Below are 17256 nucleotides of genomic sequence, written 5' to 3'. Positions count from 1 at the left end.
ATAATATAATTAAGTAGCTAAAATTGCAATCTAAAAGAAATACGAGGTGAAAATATGATTATAGTTGCGTTATCAGCGGTTATCTTACCGTTTATTTTATTGGGGATATTAAATATGCCAGCGACAAAGGGGATGTCGATCAGTGCACTAGTAGTACTACTAGAAGGCTTTTTCATTTGGAAAATGCCGGCAGATGTAATTCTTGCATCAGTTTTGCAAGGCGTTCACAAAACCTTACCGATCCTGTGGATCTTGTTTGGGGCATTAATGATGTTGAACGCTCTGAAACACACCGGGGCAATTGATCGAATCAATTTAGGGTTCCATCATTTATCCGCTGATATGCGCATACAAGTCATATTAGTAGCTTACTTATTTGGAGCCTTGATCGAAGGTATCTCAGGTTTTGGAACACCAGCCATGGTAACAGCACCATTGATGATTGCTCTCGGTTTCACACCAATGGCAGCCGTAACTTTAGCTTTAGTTGCTGATTCCACGCCAGCTGCATTCGGTGCTGTAGGGACACCGTTAACAGTTGGATTAAGTAACGTTAGCACCGATAGCGGCTTTTTAAACTCAATCGGACAACAAATCACCAGGATCGACTTATTTGCCGGAAGCTTCATGCCACTCATGCTCTTATTCTTACTAACGTTCTTCTTTGGCAAAAAAGAATCACGTGGTAAAGATTGGCTTCAAACAGCACCTTGGACGTTCATGATCGGTATCATCTACGCCTTAGTAGCCATCAGCATTTCAACCGTCTTCGGCTACGAATTCGTATCGATCCTAACACCGTTCATCACTATCATCATCGCCATCATCACAATCAAATTCCGCATCTTGCTACCAAAATCAGTCGTAGAAAATCCTTGGACCACATCAACCATCGAGATCAAGGAAGAAAAAAGCGACATGTCCTTATTATCAGCTTGGTCATCATACATCATAGTAATCTTTATGCTATTAGCTTCCAGAGTATTTGAACCACTAAAAGCCTTTTTAACATCAGCAGTTAACTTCTCCTGGACTAACATTTTAGGTTTTGAACAAATCAAATCTGACTGGGAATTCCTATACTCTCCCGGAACCTTAATGACCATCGCCGTAACAGCAGGCTTGATAATTCAAGTAAGATCACTAAAGATCTTTTTACCAACAGCGAAAAAAGTAGTTTTCTCAATGAAGTCAACGACCATCGCCTTAGGAGTAACATTGATCATGGTCCAGATCTTCGCCAACTCCGGCTTGAACGTAGCCAAACTAGAAAGCATGCCCGTCTACATAGCAACCGTAATTTCCGACTCAATGTCATCAGTCTGGATCTTCATGGCACCGTTCCTAGGTGAATTAGGAGCCTTCGTAACCGGAAGTGCCACAGTATCAACCCTAACCTTCGGACAGATCCAAGAAGACATAGCATCAAACGCGGGAATAAGCAAACAAATAGTACTAGCAGCCCAACTAATCGGAGCCGCAGCCGGAAACATGATCTGTGTCCACAACATAGTATCAGTAAGTTCCGTAGTAGGCCTACAAGGTCAAGAAGGAAACATCCTAAGAAAAACAGCACTACCAGCACTAACATACGGAATCCTAGTAGGAATCGTAGGATTCATCTTCATAGCAATATCGTAAGAAAAAGCGATCAAAAGCTTCCGGATCAGGGAAGTTTAAGATCGCTTTTTTTAATGTGGATTTTTAATTTTAAAAAGTTTAACTTGCAGCGGTTTGGATAGAGTTTTTAATCTTTATCCTCAAGGATGCGAAAACAAGCTCCAGGCGACAGCGGCCTCCGGTTAACACAGGTGGTCGAGGCACGGCTTTGCCGCACCTTGTTCGACCACCCGCGTTAATCCTCAGCAGCTGACCAACCTCGCTCCGCTCTCTACTTTTTGTCCAAAAACTCATTCATAGCAGCAATAGCCTTCCCACCATAAACAAAAGCAGGACCACCACTCATCATCAAAGCAACATTAACAGTCTCAACAATCTCATCTTTAGAAGCACCAGCATCAATAGCGTGATGCAAATGATCCAAAATACAACCCTCACAACGAATCGAGATCCCAACACAAAGAGCCATCAATTCCTTAGACTTCTGATCAAGAGCACCATCCTTCAAAGCATCAGCATGGAGCGAAGAAAAATCCTTAGCAGGATCACCAGAAGCATTAGCCAAAAGACCATAATTAACATTAATACCATCCAATTGTTCCTTGTAGTTAGACATAACAAAACCCTCCAAAAAAGAATTTAAGTACATCCACATGTTAACGCTTGCAAAAGAGAGGGTCAAAAGCAAAAAGGCAACAAAATAATCAACCTCAGAAATAAAAAGGAACAGAACAAGGCGAGAGTGCGAGAAACGAGCGCGCGAGCAAAAAGGGAGGGGAAAATAAACTGAAGAAAACAAGAAAATAAGGGAGATAAGTGAAGAACAGAAGAACCAAGGAAAGTGGTTTGCTCCTATAAAATGGTTTTCACCATGCACTTAATCTTACAAACCAAGATAGAAACTGAGATAGACAAGAGAAAGTTAGGACGCGCAAAAAGTGCCAACTTGCACAAAATAAATCGGTACCCCCAAAAAAACAGGGGGATGATTGCACCGTCTAGACGGAGGGGGCCGGGGATACAGCCCTCAGCACCTAAATTTCACTTGGCAATTTATTGCCTAGTGAAAGACCGAGTTTTGAGATGCCCGAGCGAACTTCTCGGGTAGCTCAAAATCGTGTCCGAGTGCATTCCAGCGGCTGTATCCCCGGCCCCCGGAGTCGGCAGTGAACCACCAACCAAACAACCACCACTATCCCACCAACCAAACAAACATCAAAACACAACCCAAGCAAAACGCTTCTCGTCTGCCAAAAACTCTCTCACCTCAAGAAAAAAGAGACCCCCATCAAAAGGAATCTCCAACACAAACTACTTCTTCTCTTTAATAATATAAATAGGCCGCTTCTTAACCTCAAGGAAAATCTTCCCAATATACTCACCAAGAATACCAATACTAATCAGCTGAATCCCACCAATAAGCAAAACAATAGCCACAATAGAAGTCCAACCATCAATAGCAATCATCGGATTAACAAGCTTACGCACAATAATCCAGACAAACGATACGATCGATAATACCGAGAAAATAGACCCAAACCAAGTAGCCAGAGCCAAAGGTCGTTCAGTAAAATCAATAATACCAGTCAAAGCATACTTCAAAAGCTTCCAGAAGTTCCAAGAAGTAGTACCAGCAACACGTTCATGGTTCTTATAAGGCAAGTACTTAGTCTTAAAACCGACCCAACTAAAAATACCCTTAGAAAAACGGTTGTATTCAGTCATCGACTTGATCGACTCAACCATCTGGCGAGTCATCAAACGAAAGTCGCGGGCACCAGGGATGATCTTAGTTTGCGACATCTTGTTGATAACGCCGTAAAAAGAATTAGAGAAAAACGAAATAATAGGATTTTCACCCTTACGATCCATGCGGGCAGAACCCACACAGTCGTATTCGCCTTCTTCTAAAATATCGAACATCTTCGGCAACATATCAGGTGGATCTTGCAGATCAACGTCCATCACCGCAACGTAGTCGCCAGTGACTTGGTTTAAACCGGCGTAGAGAGCAGACTCCTTACCAAAATTACGTGAAAACGAAGCATAATGAACGTCTTCACTGTGATCTTTTTGAAGTTGTTGCAAGATCGGTAAAGTCTTATCAGCGGAACCATCATCAATGAACCAATATTCAATATCGAAGCGGCGGCCGTCATTGTTGGCCTCCTCTTTCATCTTAGTCATCGCATCATAATAAATGTTAATAGTCTCTTCCTCGTTATAACAAGGAACGACGATAGAAATTGTTTTCATAATTATTCTTCACTTTCCTTAAGTCCGTGGGAAGTCTTATCCCAGCTATTATGACCTGTTATAAAATTCCAAACCGCGATCAAGACGATCGGGATGATCAAAATTATATAAACGTAAAAGTAAAATACACAACCAATTGCTTGAAAAATAGATATATTTATATACCGATAATATTGGATAATCGAGAATATGACAAGCAGTAAGCCTAGTAGCAGTGTAGAGATCATCCACCACGGAGCCGAGTAATTGACAACGGCTAAACCTAAAATAATCGAGACGAGTGAAAAAATATTAGCCAAAATAATAATGAAGCTTAAAAAAGTTGAACACATGAATAAGATCATTTCAGTTTTAGCGGCAAAGCCTAAATTACTAGCTACAGTTTTTTTGCCTAAGAGTTTCAAGCAATCGAGACTTCCTTGAGCCCAACGAGCCCGTTGCTTGATGAAATTTTTCACCTTAGAAACTGGTTCTTGGTAGACTAAAACATCCGGCACAAAAGCAGTTTTTTTATCCTTCAACAAGATCCTCGTACTGATTTCAAAGTCTTCTAAAAGTGCATTTCCCCAAGGAGTCCGTTCTGATAAATCGCTCAGTCGGAAAAATTGCCCGTTACCGGCACCGGCAGCGTTGCCAAAATGATCACGCATATTTTGGAGCAGCGAGTTCGGAACGACGAATTCAAAGTCTTGTAAGGTTTCTAGCCAGTTGTTAGCTTGCAGCATAGCCACTCGACTTTGTGCCATGGCTAACTCGTCATCTTGGTCGAAAACGTTGACCATTTTATTGATATCAACAATGGTCATATAGGCATCGGCATCGATAACACCAACGATAGTTTTTTCAGGATCCCAAGTATTATTTTCTTTAACGTATTGGATCCCCGCGTTCAAGGCTTCACCCTTACCATTTTGAGCGGCAGGGAAGGTCCGTTTGATCACGTGGAAGTTGTGAAACTTACGATTCAAGTTACGCAAAATATCAGTCGAGCCATCGGTACTACGGTCGTCGATCATGATTAGGTGAACGTTGTTTTTGTAACTGTAATAGCTATCATTAAAAAATCGTTCCACAGTATCTTTGATAACCGAAGATTCATTCAAGACTGGCATTAAAATATAAACTTTGTAGTCAGACAAAAACTGGTCGGGGGTACTCTTTCTCACGGAGAAGAAAAACGTCGCAATACTCATTGCAAACGTAAACAAAGTCGCAAAAAAAGAGATACCCAAAATTATTTTCAAAATAAGCATGAGTACCTCCTCGTATTATCGTTAAATTTTGAGTGATTCAGGTAAATACATTTCATCGCTGACAGCAGTCTTAATAGCACTAACACTAATGTCACGATCAGTCGTATTTTCAATAGAATGTAAGTCGCGTTCGTATTGAACGAAGATGTTGTTGATCAAGGGTTCCTTGTGGAGTAAAGCCTTGATCCGTCCAATGTTACTGTGGGCATTTTCGACGAAGGTGATCAAGTCAGATTTGTCTTGGTCACGCACTTCGGCCACTGCCTTATAAAGTAGATCAGTACTACTACCAACAAAGACGATGTCGTCTTGATCGGCGTAAAGTTTATTGATCCACCAAGTAACGAGTTCTTCTTTCTTATCGAAGTCTTGCGTCAAGAGACCAGAGCCATCGAAGACTTGGAAATCATTGGCAACGCCTGATTCGTAAGTGATCGTAATAACGATCGAACCGTCAGTTCTAAAGAAGTTTTCTTCACCCAATTTTTGGTCTTTATTAAAAATTTGTGTTGATGACAAAATGCCATCTTCATTGTAAATATTAGTTTTAACGATCTTGGAGTTTTTGAAGTAGTTGATCCGATTGATCTTGTCATCCAAATATTCAACGGTCATCAACAAGTTACCGCTTTGATCATAGATCAAAGTGTTTTGCGTCTTAACATCAGTTCTTGTGACCCAGTTATTTGATTCAGGGATCTCAACTGGTTTAGTTGAAGGATTGTCTGATCGTTGCATGTCGGTGAACAAGTTAACTTCGTCAGGACGTTCGATGTTCATTGATTTAGTGTAGCCGTCAACGATATCACCGAATTGATTGTTGAAAAATGAAGTTACTAAAGTAACTTTGATGTGCATCTTAGTTTCTAAGTAGTGCACGATATCGAACAAGTCGGTTTCTTGTTGTTCTTTGTCGATCGAGTCTGATAAGACTAAGTATTGTTTTTGAGGTTCCAAGAATACTTCACGCACTAAATAAGCTGCGTGGAAGACATCTTTGATGTACTTGTCAACGTAGTTGATATTGTCAGTCACGTTCTTGATCTGCATCTTGAGACCTTTGATATCGTTAAGGTTGCTCTTACTTGAACCTTCAAGTTGGTTGATCAAGCTAGTGCGATGTAATTGGTCATTCTTGATCTTTTGTTCGATCGAAGTAGTCTTAGTCTTGAGAAGAGCAATATTACTAGAGATCTCATTGATATTAACGTTAACGTCTTTGAGATCTTTCTTGTCATTGCCAAGATCGGTTTGGATCTCGGCTAATTCGGCGTTGATCTTTTCACGACTCTTGTAGATCTTGTCGATCTGAGTCTTTTGCTTTTCCATCAAGACCATCATCTTTTGGAGGTCGGTCTCGTTCTTGATAGCAGCCGATAAGTCAGTCTCAGACTTTTGGTTTTTGGCAAGCTCAGCTTGTTTCTTAGTGAGCTTCTTGTCGTTTTTCTCGATACTAGTAGCGAGCTTCTTTTGTTGCTCTTTGTAACGATAGAGCAAATCATTTTGGTGTTTTTGGTCAGCACGAACAGAGGCGAGGCGTTCTTTCTCTTTGCCATCGTCTTCTTCTTTGTTCTTCTTCAAGTTGTCTTGGACGGCGTCCTCATTAGCTTGAAGAGACTTTAGTTGTTTGTTTAAATTGTTGAGTTTACCTTGATAATCATCACGTTCGCTGAACAAATTAAGCTTTAATTTTCCGCGTAGTTGAGCGTATTCGTGGGAAAGTTGGTTCATATTACTTTCAATTTGAACACGTTGATCATGCACTGAAACGACTGCATTATTGCCATTATCACTGGTAACTTGAGGGGTTTTAATAGTGGTGGTGGTTTTTTCGGGTTGTTCAGTTTTAATTGGGTCTTTTACGGGTTTGTGGTTATTGCTAATTTGTTCTTTTGGGTGATCTTCAGTCGAATTTGACTTATTATCGGTAGGGTGAGATTGGGCTTGAACATTGGTGTCACGGGCATTATGGTCCGAGACATCCTTACGTAATCTACTAAATAATTTCACGAATGAAATACCCCCAAAAAAGACTTATAATAGTTATTACAGAGTATCATTATTTTAAAATAGTGTCAAAGCAGGCCGAGCGCCGATTTGAGGAACTCTAGTACATATTTGTGAGGAGAATTACGATGAAGATAATGTCTATAAATGCAGGTAGCTCTACATTGAAATGGAAACTCTTTGAGATGCCTGACAAACAAGTGATCGCATCGGGGATGATCGATCGACTTGGATCACCTAAAGCCGTGTTTAAGTTAAAATACAACGGCAAAAAAACTGAACGTGAGCAAGCTATTGAGTCTAACGAAGTAGCCGTGCTGTCCATTTTAAGTGAGTTGAAAGATGAACACATCATCGACCATTTTGAAGATATTACCGCATTTGGACATCGTGTTGTTGCTGGTGGGGAGCACTTCAAGAAGTCTGAGATCGTGACAGAAGAGAACTTGAAATTGATCGAAGAACTTGCCGAGTATGCACCATTGCACAATAAAGTAGAAGCTTACTACATTAGTGTGTTCAAGAAGCTAGTTCCAAAAGCTATCCAAGTAGCTGTTTTTGATACAGCCTTTTTCGCTCAGATCCCAGAAGAAAACTACCTATATAGTTTACCAATGGAATATTACACAGATTATAAAGCTCGTCGCTACGGAGCACACGGAACTAGTCACCGTTACATAGCTTCAAGATTGAACGAGATCGTTCCTGGTGGGATCGAAGATAAGAATGTTATCGTCCTTCACCTAGGAAGTGGTGCATCGATCAGTGCTATTAAGAACGGTAAAGCTTTTGATATTTCAATGGGCTTCACACCACTCGCTGGTATTACTATGAGTAGTCGTAGTGGTGACTTAGATGTTTCATTGATCCCATATTTAATGAAGAAACTCAATTTGACAGATGTTGAAGATATGATCGATATCTTGAATCACAAGTCAGGACTATTAGGACTTTCAGGTATTTCAGCCGATATGCGTGATATCGAAGATGCTGCAGCTAAAGGTGATAACGACCGTGCTCAATTAGCGCTCGATATTTTCCGTAACCGTGTCATCAAGTATGTTGGTTCATACGCTGCAGAAATGGGTGGCGTTGACGTCATTGCCTTCACAGCTGGTGTCGGTGAGAACAGTCCCGAAGTTCGTGAAGATGTCTTGAATGGAATTAGCTTCATGGGAACAAAAGTAGACACAGAAAGCAATAACTGCCGTGGAAAAGAAGTTAAGATCACGACAGACGACTCAAAGGTCCTTGCTTATACTGTGCCTACAAATGAAGAGTTAATGATCGCTCAAGATACTTACCACTTTGCTGAATTACTTGGCTAAAAATTGATCAATACGCCGATGAAGAAAGTAATTACTTCGGTCAATGTGATCAAGAGCAGATTTTTAATGATCAATGGGAATGTTTCTTTTTTGATAGGATTGTGACTGAACTGACGGGTATTTTTGTAAATAATCGGGGTGATCACTAGCAATAAGTACATCGCCTTTGGGAGCAATCCTATAATTATGGAACAAATTAAAGCTAGATATCCTAAAACGTAAAGCGAGTTTAGGATGAAGAGACAATTTTCTTTGCCTAAATAATAAACGATCGTTTTCCGACCGAGGTCTTTGTCTTCTTTTTCGTCAGCGATGTTGTTGGCTAACAATAAGTTAGAAATGGCAAAGCAAGTTAAGAGTGATGAAAGTAAGATGTCACCGTAAAACTTGAAGTCGAGTATTGCCTCGGGTGAATTGAAGACATTGATGTAGATGGCGATCAAGTAAATGACGAAGCCCATCGTGAATCCAGCGAAGAATTCACCGAAAGGACCACGATTGATCGGTTTAGGACCACCGGCGTAGAAGAAGCCAACTGCAAATGAGAATAGTCCCATGAACAATAACGGCAATCCTGTCCGGTAAACAATGAAGAGACCGATCACAGCAGCAATGAAGCTGAATGAGAAGTCGATCCAGCCGATCATGTGGATGTTTAAGTTATGGACGCCAATGACGTTAGTTTCGCGGCGAAAACTTTCCACTCCGGAAGCGTTTTTATAATCCCAGTAATTATCGTTAATATCTACTGCCATATTAAATAGAAACATAGCAATAAAAAACAAGATCAATTCTAAGATATTGATAGAATGCCAATGATAGTACGCGTATAATGTTCCCATTAGAAAAGGAAATACGCTGGCCGTCTTGGCTTTTATTTCGACCAGTTCTAAAAATACTGATGGTTTCACAAAATCAATCCTTTGGTTTAATATCATATATTATAGAATTACTTTATGTGATGAGACAAGGAAACTACTTAAAGTTAGTTTTGATATTGTGAAGTCGTCTGGATAAACTGCTTTAGGTAATTTATAATATTTAAAAAGAATAAAGGATTCTGGACATGGGAGTTCAGATGAGTTCTTCGTAAGTCATGAAACCGCTTAGAAGAGCTTGATTAAGGGAGTTAAATGGCAAATTCAATTTGGAAAGAATATCCAAAAATGGGGAAAAGAATAAATAGCACGACTGAATTTATTCACAATAGTTTGGATATACACAACGAAGCTATTATTAAGATGATCAAAGACTTAACATCTGGAGGGAAGATGTTGCGTCCTGCTTTTTTCTTGATCTTTAGTAGCTTTGGTCCGGAGAAGAAATCAGATGAAGAATTAATACCATTAGCAGCGTCCCTCGAGCTGTTGCACGTTGCGACTTTGGTCCACGATGACGTGATCGATGATTCACCACTTCGTCGTTCAAAGCCAACGATCCATACCAAATATGGTAAACGTAATGCCATTTATGCTGGAGATTATTTATTCACGCTGTATTTCGAAACGATCTCAAGACATTTACCGCAGCAATCACAAATTTTGACGAATGCTTTAAGTATGAAGAAGATTTTAGTTGGTGAATTAGATCAATTACTGATCAACTTCAACGTTGATGCCACTGCCAAGATGTATTTCCGTGAAGTTGCTGGTAAAACTGCAGAATTGTTTGGACTAAGTACCATGATGGGTGCCACCATCTCGGGTGGTGACCACGAATTGATCGCCAGATCTAAGAATATTGGTCACGAGATCGGAATGGCTTTCCAAATTATCGATGATGTCCTCGACTTTGGGGACAGTCGCGATACAGGAAAACCAAACTTTGAAGATCTACGCAACGGTGTTTATTCACTGCCATACATTTTAGGACTCCAAGATAAGAATCAGGCGTTGATCGATGTCTTATCTAAAGATGAACTAGATCCTAACGATATTAATGAAGCTGCCAGGATCGTGGTTGATGAAGGTTATCTTGATAAAGCCAAAGATATTGCTAGAACTTATAGCAATCACGCATTGAAACGGATCAAGAAGTTACCAAACAATCGCAATCGAACAGCTTTGAAAAAAATAGTCGAAGAATTGCTCGATCGAATTGAGTAGAAATAAGCAACGTCCTTTTGGGGATGTTGCTTATTTTTTTGGGGTTGAATATTAATAAAATGGTTGGTTGATATAAATTCACAGACAAATAAATAAATATAACGTCTTATTTACTTGTGGTGGTGGGAATCGTATTAGGTGAAAATTATATGTATACATTTAATACACAAACTTTTGGTATCTTTCATGGTAGGGAAGTAGTAATGAAAAGTTTCAAAAAGTAGGCTGGATTTGCAGGGGTTTGTGAAAACGGAGAAGATTGGTTTTGCGAAAAGCAAAAAACTAAACTTCGAAGTTTCATGATGCTTGTTTTTTTCAAGAAAAATTTTAATAGTACTAAATAGGATTCCGGACGCCTAAGGCGTCCCGATAAGTAGTTCTAAGTGGCGTAGCCACTAAGAACTACTTTAGGAGGAACAAAATGCTATCAAAAGAAGAACTTAATGATATTTCTGCTAAATACTGGAACGGCCACTCTCATACGGAATTTTGTCCTCATGGATCGGGGGAAGATACTGAGGATTTTGTTCGTAATGCTATCCAAGCTGGATTTAAAACTTACTCGATCACAGAACATTTCCCGATGCCACCGCAGTTTTATCGGATGGCTAGTGGGAGTGAGCATGCGATTAAAACGGCGGCAATGGATTATGATGAGTTGCCGGACTATTTTCGGAAAATGTCATATTTAAAAGATAAATATTCCGACCAGATCAAGATCTTGGTGGGATTTGAATTCGATTATATCGATGGTTGTCAGGAATGGACTAGCAGTCAGATGAAGAAATTTAAGGACCAAATTGACGATGCCATTTTGTCTGTCCATTTTTTGCCTACGGATAGTGGGTTAAGGTCTGTTGATGATGACTTAGATGATTTTTGTAACGGCGTTATGAAATATTATCAAACACCTTTAGGAGTGGCAGATAAGTATTTGGCCACTGTCTTAGAAGCGGTTAAATGGGATTGCCCTGATAAACCGGAGCGTTATGGCCATATTACTTTATATCGCAAGTGGCGCAAACTGTTCGACTCTGGCACTGTTTGGCATGATGCTAAAACTGATAAGTTGATCGATAAGATATTAAAGAACGTAGCTAAACATGATGAGATGCTCGACTGCAATATGTCGGGTCTAGCAAAATTTTCTCAGCGCGAACCTTCGCCGTACGTTTCAATCATTGAAAAAGCTGCTGATCGTGGCATCAAGATGGTCTATGGATCAGATGCCCATGACGCAACTAGCGTTGATCAAGGATTTAATGAGTACTTAGTCCAAAAAATTTACTAATTGCAGGTGATATTAATGGAACTAACAGTGCACGACGAACGACCGTTTCGAATTTGCCAATTGACCGATCTTCATTTGGGACCTTATCCGTTTGGCGATGAAGATCTCAAAACTTTACGTGCGTTAAGGCGACTCTTCACACAAAAGAAATTTCATTTGATCATGATCACAGGTGACATTATTTGGGGTAAAGATAACCCGACCGCAAAAAAGAGTTTGGCTGTCTTTTATGATTTTTTGAATTCGCTCAAGACGACTGTTGCCATCACATATGGAAATCATGATGTCGAAGGAACGATGAAAAGAAGCGATATGCGTTCGATGGAAAAAGAGCTGGAATTTTTTGCTGACAGGCATAACAGCTTTTTGAACTCGAATCGTGAAAGCTACACTTTGGAGATAAACGACCGTGATACTGGGGAGCTACGACACGTCGTTTATGTTTGGGACAGTGGCTCTTATACTCATTGGCCCAAAATAGATGAATACGCAGCGATTGAGCCAGAACAGATCCAGTGGTTCTTGGAGTTGCCTTATGGCAGATCAAAGGACAACATTGATGTAGGATTCATGCATATCCCTATTCCTGAGTACCGTTTGGGAACAAAACACATTATTTCCGGTAATTTCGGAGAACCAGTTTGTGCGCCTAACGTCAACTCGGGATTGTTTTATGCGTTGTTGAGAAAGCGCAATGTAAAAGCACTCTTCGCGGGTCACGACCACGAGAATAACTTTGCTTCGAAGGTGGACGATGTGGAATTGTGTTATGGAAACGTGAGTGGCTTCAACTGCTACGGGGAGTTACCTCGTGGATGTGTTGAGATCAGTTTATATCCGGACCGAGTTGATCGATTCGTTATCTCATTTGAGTCGATGGATGAAATACTTCGAGTTTAATAGAGCCAAAAAAAGACACCTACAATAGGTGTCTTTTTTTGTAACGGCGTTATTGTTTTTACTTCAATTTATCGTCATCGTAAACCTCAACGCAGTTATTTTTTTGACCGCAGTTGGGGCAAACGAGCTTGCGTGTTTTGGGTGTATGTGGAGCCCAGAAAGCTTTCCAAAAATCAGGCTTGAAAGTGGTATTACAGTTTGGGCAAGTGTATTTGGTGCTGTTGAAATAATACTTGGTTATCCAGGCTGCTTCGATGCAGACGAAGATCATGGCAATGATGAAGGGAATCCAGTTTCCCTTAAAGATACCGTAGATCAGCGTACCTAATTCGATGATGTTTAAAGGTAATCCCATTAAAACCATGTTAATGTGAACTTTTCTGAGGGCTTTTTTGTTGTTCATGACTTTATTTATGTCGTCGATAGAATTAAGAGTCAGCTGGTTGAGATCAGTCAGATTATTTTTAACCGATTCGATCATTCTTAACTGTTGCTGCGAATCTTTCAGCTCAGCCTTAACAATTTTTTCTTGTTCCGTCAGCATTAAGCTTAAAGTCTTCACAGCGTTGGGGGCCTCGGTTATTTGTTTGATCTCGGATAATTTTAGACCTAAGCTTTTTAAGAGCAGGATCAATTTCAGCTTCTTCAGATCTACATCGTTGTAAAATCTCTTCCCAGATGTATTTTTACTGGAAGGAACCAAGAGACCCTTTTTATCGTAGTATTGTAGAGTTCGAACTGATACGTGGCTGACTTTTGCTAACTCTCCGGTTGTGTAAATTGACATAAAGTTTTTCACCTCCAACTTCTTTATAACTTATTACGTTGGGTAACTTGCAAGAAATTTTTTAAAAAAATGGATATTGTATAACGACGTTATGGTATCGATAACTGTATGAAAAAATCTCTCCTAAATTCTGACTTTAGTTCAGATTGGAGAGATTTTTTAGTTGTGCTTTATTTTCAATATCTGTTTTTGTTGCCAAACGTTGTCAGATTTAGAGTGGAAACGAGTTCTATTCGAGGCCAGCATCCATTTCATAAAGTTCTTTAAAATGCTTGTTGTTCTGATACAACTCTGCAGGATCGCCTTGCATTTCGATTCCTTGTTCGTTGACGAAGACGACGTGATCAACGTGGTTAACTCCTTGAAGATGGTGGGTTACCCAGATGATCGTTTTGTCTTTTAAGACATCGAAGAAGGTTTCTAGTAAATCATTTTCGGTGATCGGATCTAGTCCAACAGTTGGTTCGTCCAATAGGACTACTGGAGCGTCTTGTAATAAGATCCGCGCTAGGGCGATCCGTTCTTGTTCACCACCGGAGAATCTGGAGCCGTTTTCTCCGACAGAGGTGTTGTATTTTTCAGGCAGTGATTCTAATAAGTCTTTCAAGCCAACTCGTTCGAGGGCCTTTTTGACTTCTTCGTCACTCTTATTCTCGTTTCCTAGTCGAACATTGTTGATGACACTAGTGTTGAATAGGAAAGGATTTTGGTTCAAGACGGAAAAAATCGTTTCCCGTTTTTCTTGAATTTGTTGAACATCTAAGTCATTTACGTTGATCGAGCCTTGTTGTGGTACTAAGTCTCCAAGAATCAGCTGCAAGATGGTTGTTTTACCAATTCCTGAAGGTCCTAGTAAGGCAATTTTTTTACCACGTTTGATGGTCTGACTGAAGTCTTTGATCAAAATTGGTGAATCAGTGGCGTATTCAAAGTTGACGTTAGTTAATTCAAGTTGTTGGAAATCACTTGGTGCTAATTCGACTTGTTCTGGCAAGTTTTGGTCGACCGGTTGAACGGTGTTCAAGCGTTTGATCGAGTCACGATATTGTGGCCATTCTTCGAATCCTTGACTGACCGGAACGAAGGTGTCAGATAGTTGCAGGGCTGCTAATACGACAGCTGCCGTGTAGTTAGCCATTTCTTGATTTGCTGTCATGTGGATGTTAGTGAAGATCAACATGACGATCATGATCAAGGCAAAGATCAATTGTAATACGAAATCACGATAACGTCTGAATGCTTTAGATTTATTCTTTGAAGCATCCAATTCTTGTATCGTGCTGGCGGATAATTTTTTGAAGTCGTCTTGACGTCCTGAGATAACCCAGTCATCAACACCCAAAATATTATCAGTCAGTTTCGTATATAAATCACTCTTCAAAGCTTTTTGACGTTCTCTTCGGGCGCTTTCAATTGAAACTGAGATAAGTGGTACTAACACGATTTCAACGAAGCAGAGAAGCAATACGAAGAAACCAAACGATGGGTTGAACACTCCCATGGCGATTGAAGCTACTAAAGCGACGATATAAGCGATGACTGTAGGAAAGACAGTTCTTAAGTACAAGTCTTGCAAGTGATTGATATCTTCAGAAAGTAGTCCCATGATATCACCAGTTTTGTGACGTTCGGTGAAAAATGAGGCATCTGTTTCGAGTGTTTTGTACAATCTAGTTCTTAAGTCAGAAGTGATCTTTAAGACCCAGTTGTGACTTCTGAGCCGTTCGGCATATTTGAAGACCGGGCGACCAATACCAAACGCACGAGTTAGGACGATCGGAACGTAGATCAATAAGATGTTGAACGGATGCGTTGCAGCTTTATCGATCGTATAACCAGCTGTGAACATTAAGGCAGTTGCGGAGAAGACCGTGAGAAAGCCTAAGATCAAAACGAGAACTAGTAGGCCTTTGTATTGCTTGATATATGGTTTGACCCATGTATCATGTTTGAATGTTTTGAAAAAGTTCACAGTGTATCACCTCGCATATTCTTAATTAAGTCGGAATAGGCACCTTGATGTGCACGTAGTTGGTCAGGTGTTCCTTGTTCGACGATCATTCCATCGTCCATTACAACGACATAATCCATTTCCTTGATCCAGTGAAGACGGTGAGTAGCGAACAATACCAGGTGATTTTTGAATAATTCCTCCATTGGTTTCTTGAGGGCGTACTCAGTCTCAATATCCAAATGGGCTGTTGGTTCGTCAAAAATCAAAATGTGACGATCGTCATCTAAGAAGGCACGTGCGATCATGATCCGTTGTTGTTGACCACCGGAGATACCACGACCACCTTCACCGATCTTAGTTTCGTAGCCATCTTTGAGAGTTTCAATGAAGTCAGTCAAACCAGCTTTGTCAGCGGCATCTTTGACTTGATCTAGGCTAGCTTCTGGACGGTAAAAAGCAATGTTTTCTGCTAATGTCCCTGCAAATAAGTAAGGAGCTTGAGGCAAGAAGGTTAATTCCTTTTGCCAATTTTTTTGCGTGAAATGAGGAATTTGTTGGCCGTTGATCTTAATATCAGAGTCTTTTTCAGGGGTCAAAAAGCCACCGATAACTCTGATCAAGGTCGACTTACCGGAACCGGATTTGCCGATCACGCCGACATTTTGATAACCAGACAACTTCAGATGATCGATGTCTAAACTAGCATCGGCAGTTTTATCTTCATCATCGTAGTTAAATTGGAGATCATTGATCTCAAAATCAGAATTTTCATTCCAAGTTAATTTATCTAATTTATCAGTATCTTCGGTATCCTTTCTTTCGAGGATCGAGAAGATATTAGTTAAAGCATTTTTCCCATCGAGCGTTGCGTGATAGTCATTGGAGAAATCACGCAATGGTAAAAAGTATTCCGGTGCCAAGATCAAAGTTACCAAGGCAGGGAATAGTGGGAAGGCGCCATTGATCAAGCCAAAACCTAGGAAGACCGCTAAAATGGCGATACCTAAAGTAGTCAACCAGTCGATAGCAAAGGTCGATAAGATGGCGATACGCAAAGTATTCATCGTCCGACGACGATATTCGTCACTGACAGTATAGATATTTTTAACGTAGCGCTTACTTAGACCTAACATTTTTAGAGTAGGCAAACCTCTCAAGGCATCTAAGAAGTGGTTTGACAAGATCGTGTATTGATCGTATTGCTCGTCAGCTTTTGATTGTGCTGCTAGACCTAAGATGATCATGAATAAGATGATCAAAGGTACGATGATCGTCAAGGTAATACCTGAGGCTATATTTTGGAAGTAGATGTAAATCAAAAGTACAGGAGGAATGATCGACATGTTCATCATTTTGGTGAAGATCAACTTGAAGTAGTTTTCGACTAAGTCGATTCCGTCTAATGATGCTGTCACTAAATTGCCAGTACCTCTTTCGGAGATCATTTGTGGCCCCGAATTATAGACTTTGTCTAATAGTTGGGAACGGATCTCCTCCGACATAGTACTAGAGTAATGTTGCACTATTTTTGTATTTATTAAGTTTAATAAATGCCGGACGACAAAAGCCACTGCAAAGAGTGTCATTGGGTAAATGATAGTTTGTAGTGGTTTCATCTTCCAAGAATTTACTAAAGCATCTGCTAGGTACTTACCTTGGAATAAAATAACAAATGCTTGCAAGATAGTTAATCCTGCAAGCATCAGTAGAAGTTTTTTTGTTCCTGGTAAGCGAAATAATCGCTTATCAATCATA

Annotated in this window: 13 protein-coding genes; 5 read left to right on the top strand and 8 right to left on the bottom strand. The window is 40.2% G+C overall.

Going from position 1 to position 17256, the window contains the following annotated elements; translation table 11 throughout:
- The first annotated feature begins 54 nt into the window (after positions 1-54).
- Positions 55-1641, top strand: a complete 1587-nt coding sequence (locus EKM69_RS06820) for an L-lactate permease (protein WP_125709477.1) — start codon at positions 55-57, stop codon at positions 1639-1641.
- A 250-nt stretch (positions 1642-1891) separates the two neighbouring features.
- Here the strand turns inward: EKM69_RS06820 and EKM69_RS06815 are convergent, their stop codons facing one another.
- The 4 genes from EKM69_RS06815 to EKM69_RS06800 all read right to left on the bottom strand — a co-directional run bounded on the left by EKM69_RS06815 (position 1892) and on the right by EKM69_RS06800 (position 7139).
- Positions 1892-2236 (bottom strand): carboxymuconolactone decarboxylase family protein, encoded by a 345-nt coding sequence (locus EKM69_RS06815; RefSeq protein WP_125709475.1) that lies wholly within the window; start codon positions 2234-2236, stop codon positions 1892-1894.
- 695 nt (positions 2237-2931) lie between these two features.
- Positions 2932-3876 carry a glycosyltransferase family 2 protein gene (locus EKM69_RS06810; RefSeq protein WP_125709473.1) on the bottom strand — a complete coding sequence of 315 codons (945 nt, stop codon included), beginning with the start codon at positions 3874-3876 and terminating at the stop codon, positions 2932-2934.
- 2 nt (positions 3877-3878) lie between these two features.
- Entirely contained in the window at positions 3879-5129 is a 1251-nt protein-coding gene (locus tag EKM69_RS06805; protein WP_125709471.1) for a glycosyltransferase, read from the bottom strand.
- A gap of 21 nt (positions 5130-5150) precedes the next feature.
- A complete protein-coding gene (locus tag EKM69_RS06800; protein WP_125709469.1) occupies positions 5151-7139 on the bottom strand; it encodes a coiled-coil domain-containing protein in 1989 nt (662 codons plus the stop codon).
- A 125-nt stretch (positions 7140-7264) separates the two neighbouring features.
- On the opposite strand from EKM69_RS06800, the gene EKM69_RS06795 reads away from it, so the two are divergent.
- Positions 7265-8464: an acetate/propionate family kinase gene (locus EKM69_RS06795; RefSeq protein ID WP_125709467.1), complete on the top strand. Its 1200-nt coding sequence runs from the start codon at positions 7265-7267 to the stop codon at positions 8462-8464.
- Here EKM69_RS06795 and EKM69_RS06790 read toward each other — a convergent pair.
- Entirely contained in the window at positions 8461-9375 is a 915-nt protein-coding gene (locus EKM69_RS06790) for a 1,4-dihydroxy-2-naphthoate polyprenyltransferase (RefSeq protein ID WP_125709465.1), read from the bottom strand. The two genes, EKM69_RS06795 and EKM69_RS06790, sit on opposite strands and share 4 nt — an antisense overlap.
- A gap of 222 nt (positions 9376-9597) precedes the next feature.
- Here EKM69_RS06790 and EKM69_RS06785 point away from each other — a divergent pair, with 222 nt between their 5' ends.
- The 3 genes from EKM69_RS06785 (at position 9598) to EKM69_RS06775 (ending at position 12760) form a co-directional block, all read left to right on the top strand.
- Positions 9598-10569: a polyprenyl synthetase family protein gene (locus tag EKM69_RS06785; protein ID WP_125709463.1), complete on the top strand. Its 972-nt coding sequence runs from the start codon at positions 9598-9600 to the stop codon at positions 10567-10569.
- Positions 10570-10990: 421 nt separating this feature from the next.
- Complete coding sequence (gene hisJ, locus EKM69_RS06780; protein ID WP_125709461.1) at positions 10991-11860, top strand: histidinol-phosphatase HisJ; 870 nt, start codon at positions 10991-10993, stop codon at positions 11858-11860.
- Between the two features lie 15 nt (positions 11861-11875).
- On the top strand, positions 11876-12760 hold the full coding sequence (locus EKM69_RS06775; protein WP_125709459.1) for a metallophosphoesterase family protein: 885 nt from the start codon (positions 11876-11878) through the stop codon (positions 12758-12760).
- A 58-nt stretch (positions 12761-12818) separates the two neighbouring features.
- On the opposite strand, the gene EKM69_RS06770 is transcribed toward EKM69_RS06775, so the two are convergent.
- The 3 genes from EKM69_RS06770 to cydD all read right to left on the bottom strand — a co-directional run bounded on the left by EKM69_RS06770 (position 12819) and on the right by cydD (position 17255).
- The gene (locus tag EKM69_RS06770; RefSeq protein WP_125709457.1) at positions 12819-13547 is read right to left on the bottom strand and encodes a MerR family transcriptional regulator; all 729 of its coding nucleotides are present in this window, start codon (positions 13545-13547) and stop codon (positions 12819-12821) included.
- 229 nt (positions 13548-13776) lie between these two features.
- A complete protein-coding gene (gene cydC, locus EKM69_RS06765) occupies positions 13777-15519 on the bottom strand; it encodes a thiol reductant ABC exporter subunit CydC (protein WP_125709455.1) in 1743 nt (580 codons plus the stop codon).
- On the bottom strand, positions 15516-17255 hold the full coding sequence (gene cydD, locus EKM69_RS06760; protein ID WP_125709453.1) for a thiol reductant ABC exporter subunit CydD: 1740 nt from the start codon (positions 17253-17255) through the stop codon (positions 15516-15518). Before cydD ends, cydC begins: the two co-directional genes overlap by 4 nt.
- Between the last annotated feature and the right edge of the window lies 1 nt (position 17256).

This window comes from Companilactobacillus zhongbaensis (genome assembly GCF_003946515.1).
GTDB lineage: Bacteria > Bacillota > Bacilli > Lactobacillales > Lactobacillaceae > Companilactobacillus > Companilactobacillus zhongbaensis.
The sequence above is the reverse complement of the archived record's forward strand: the minus strand, read 5'-3'. Positions and strand labels throughout refer to the sequence as shown.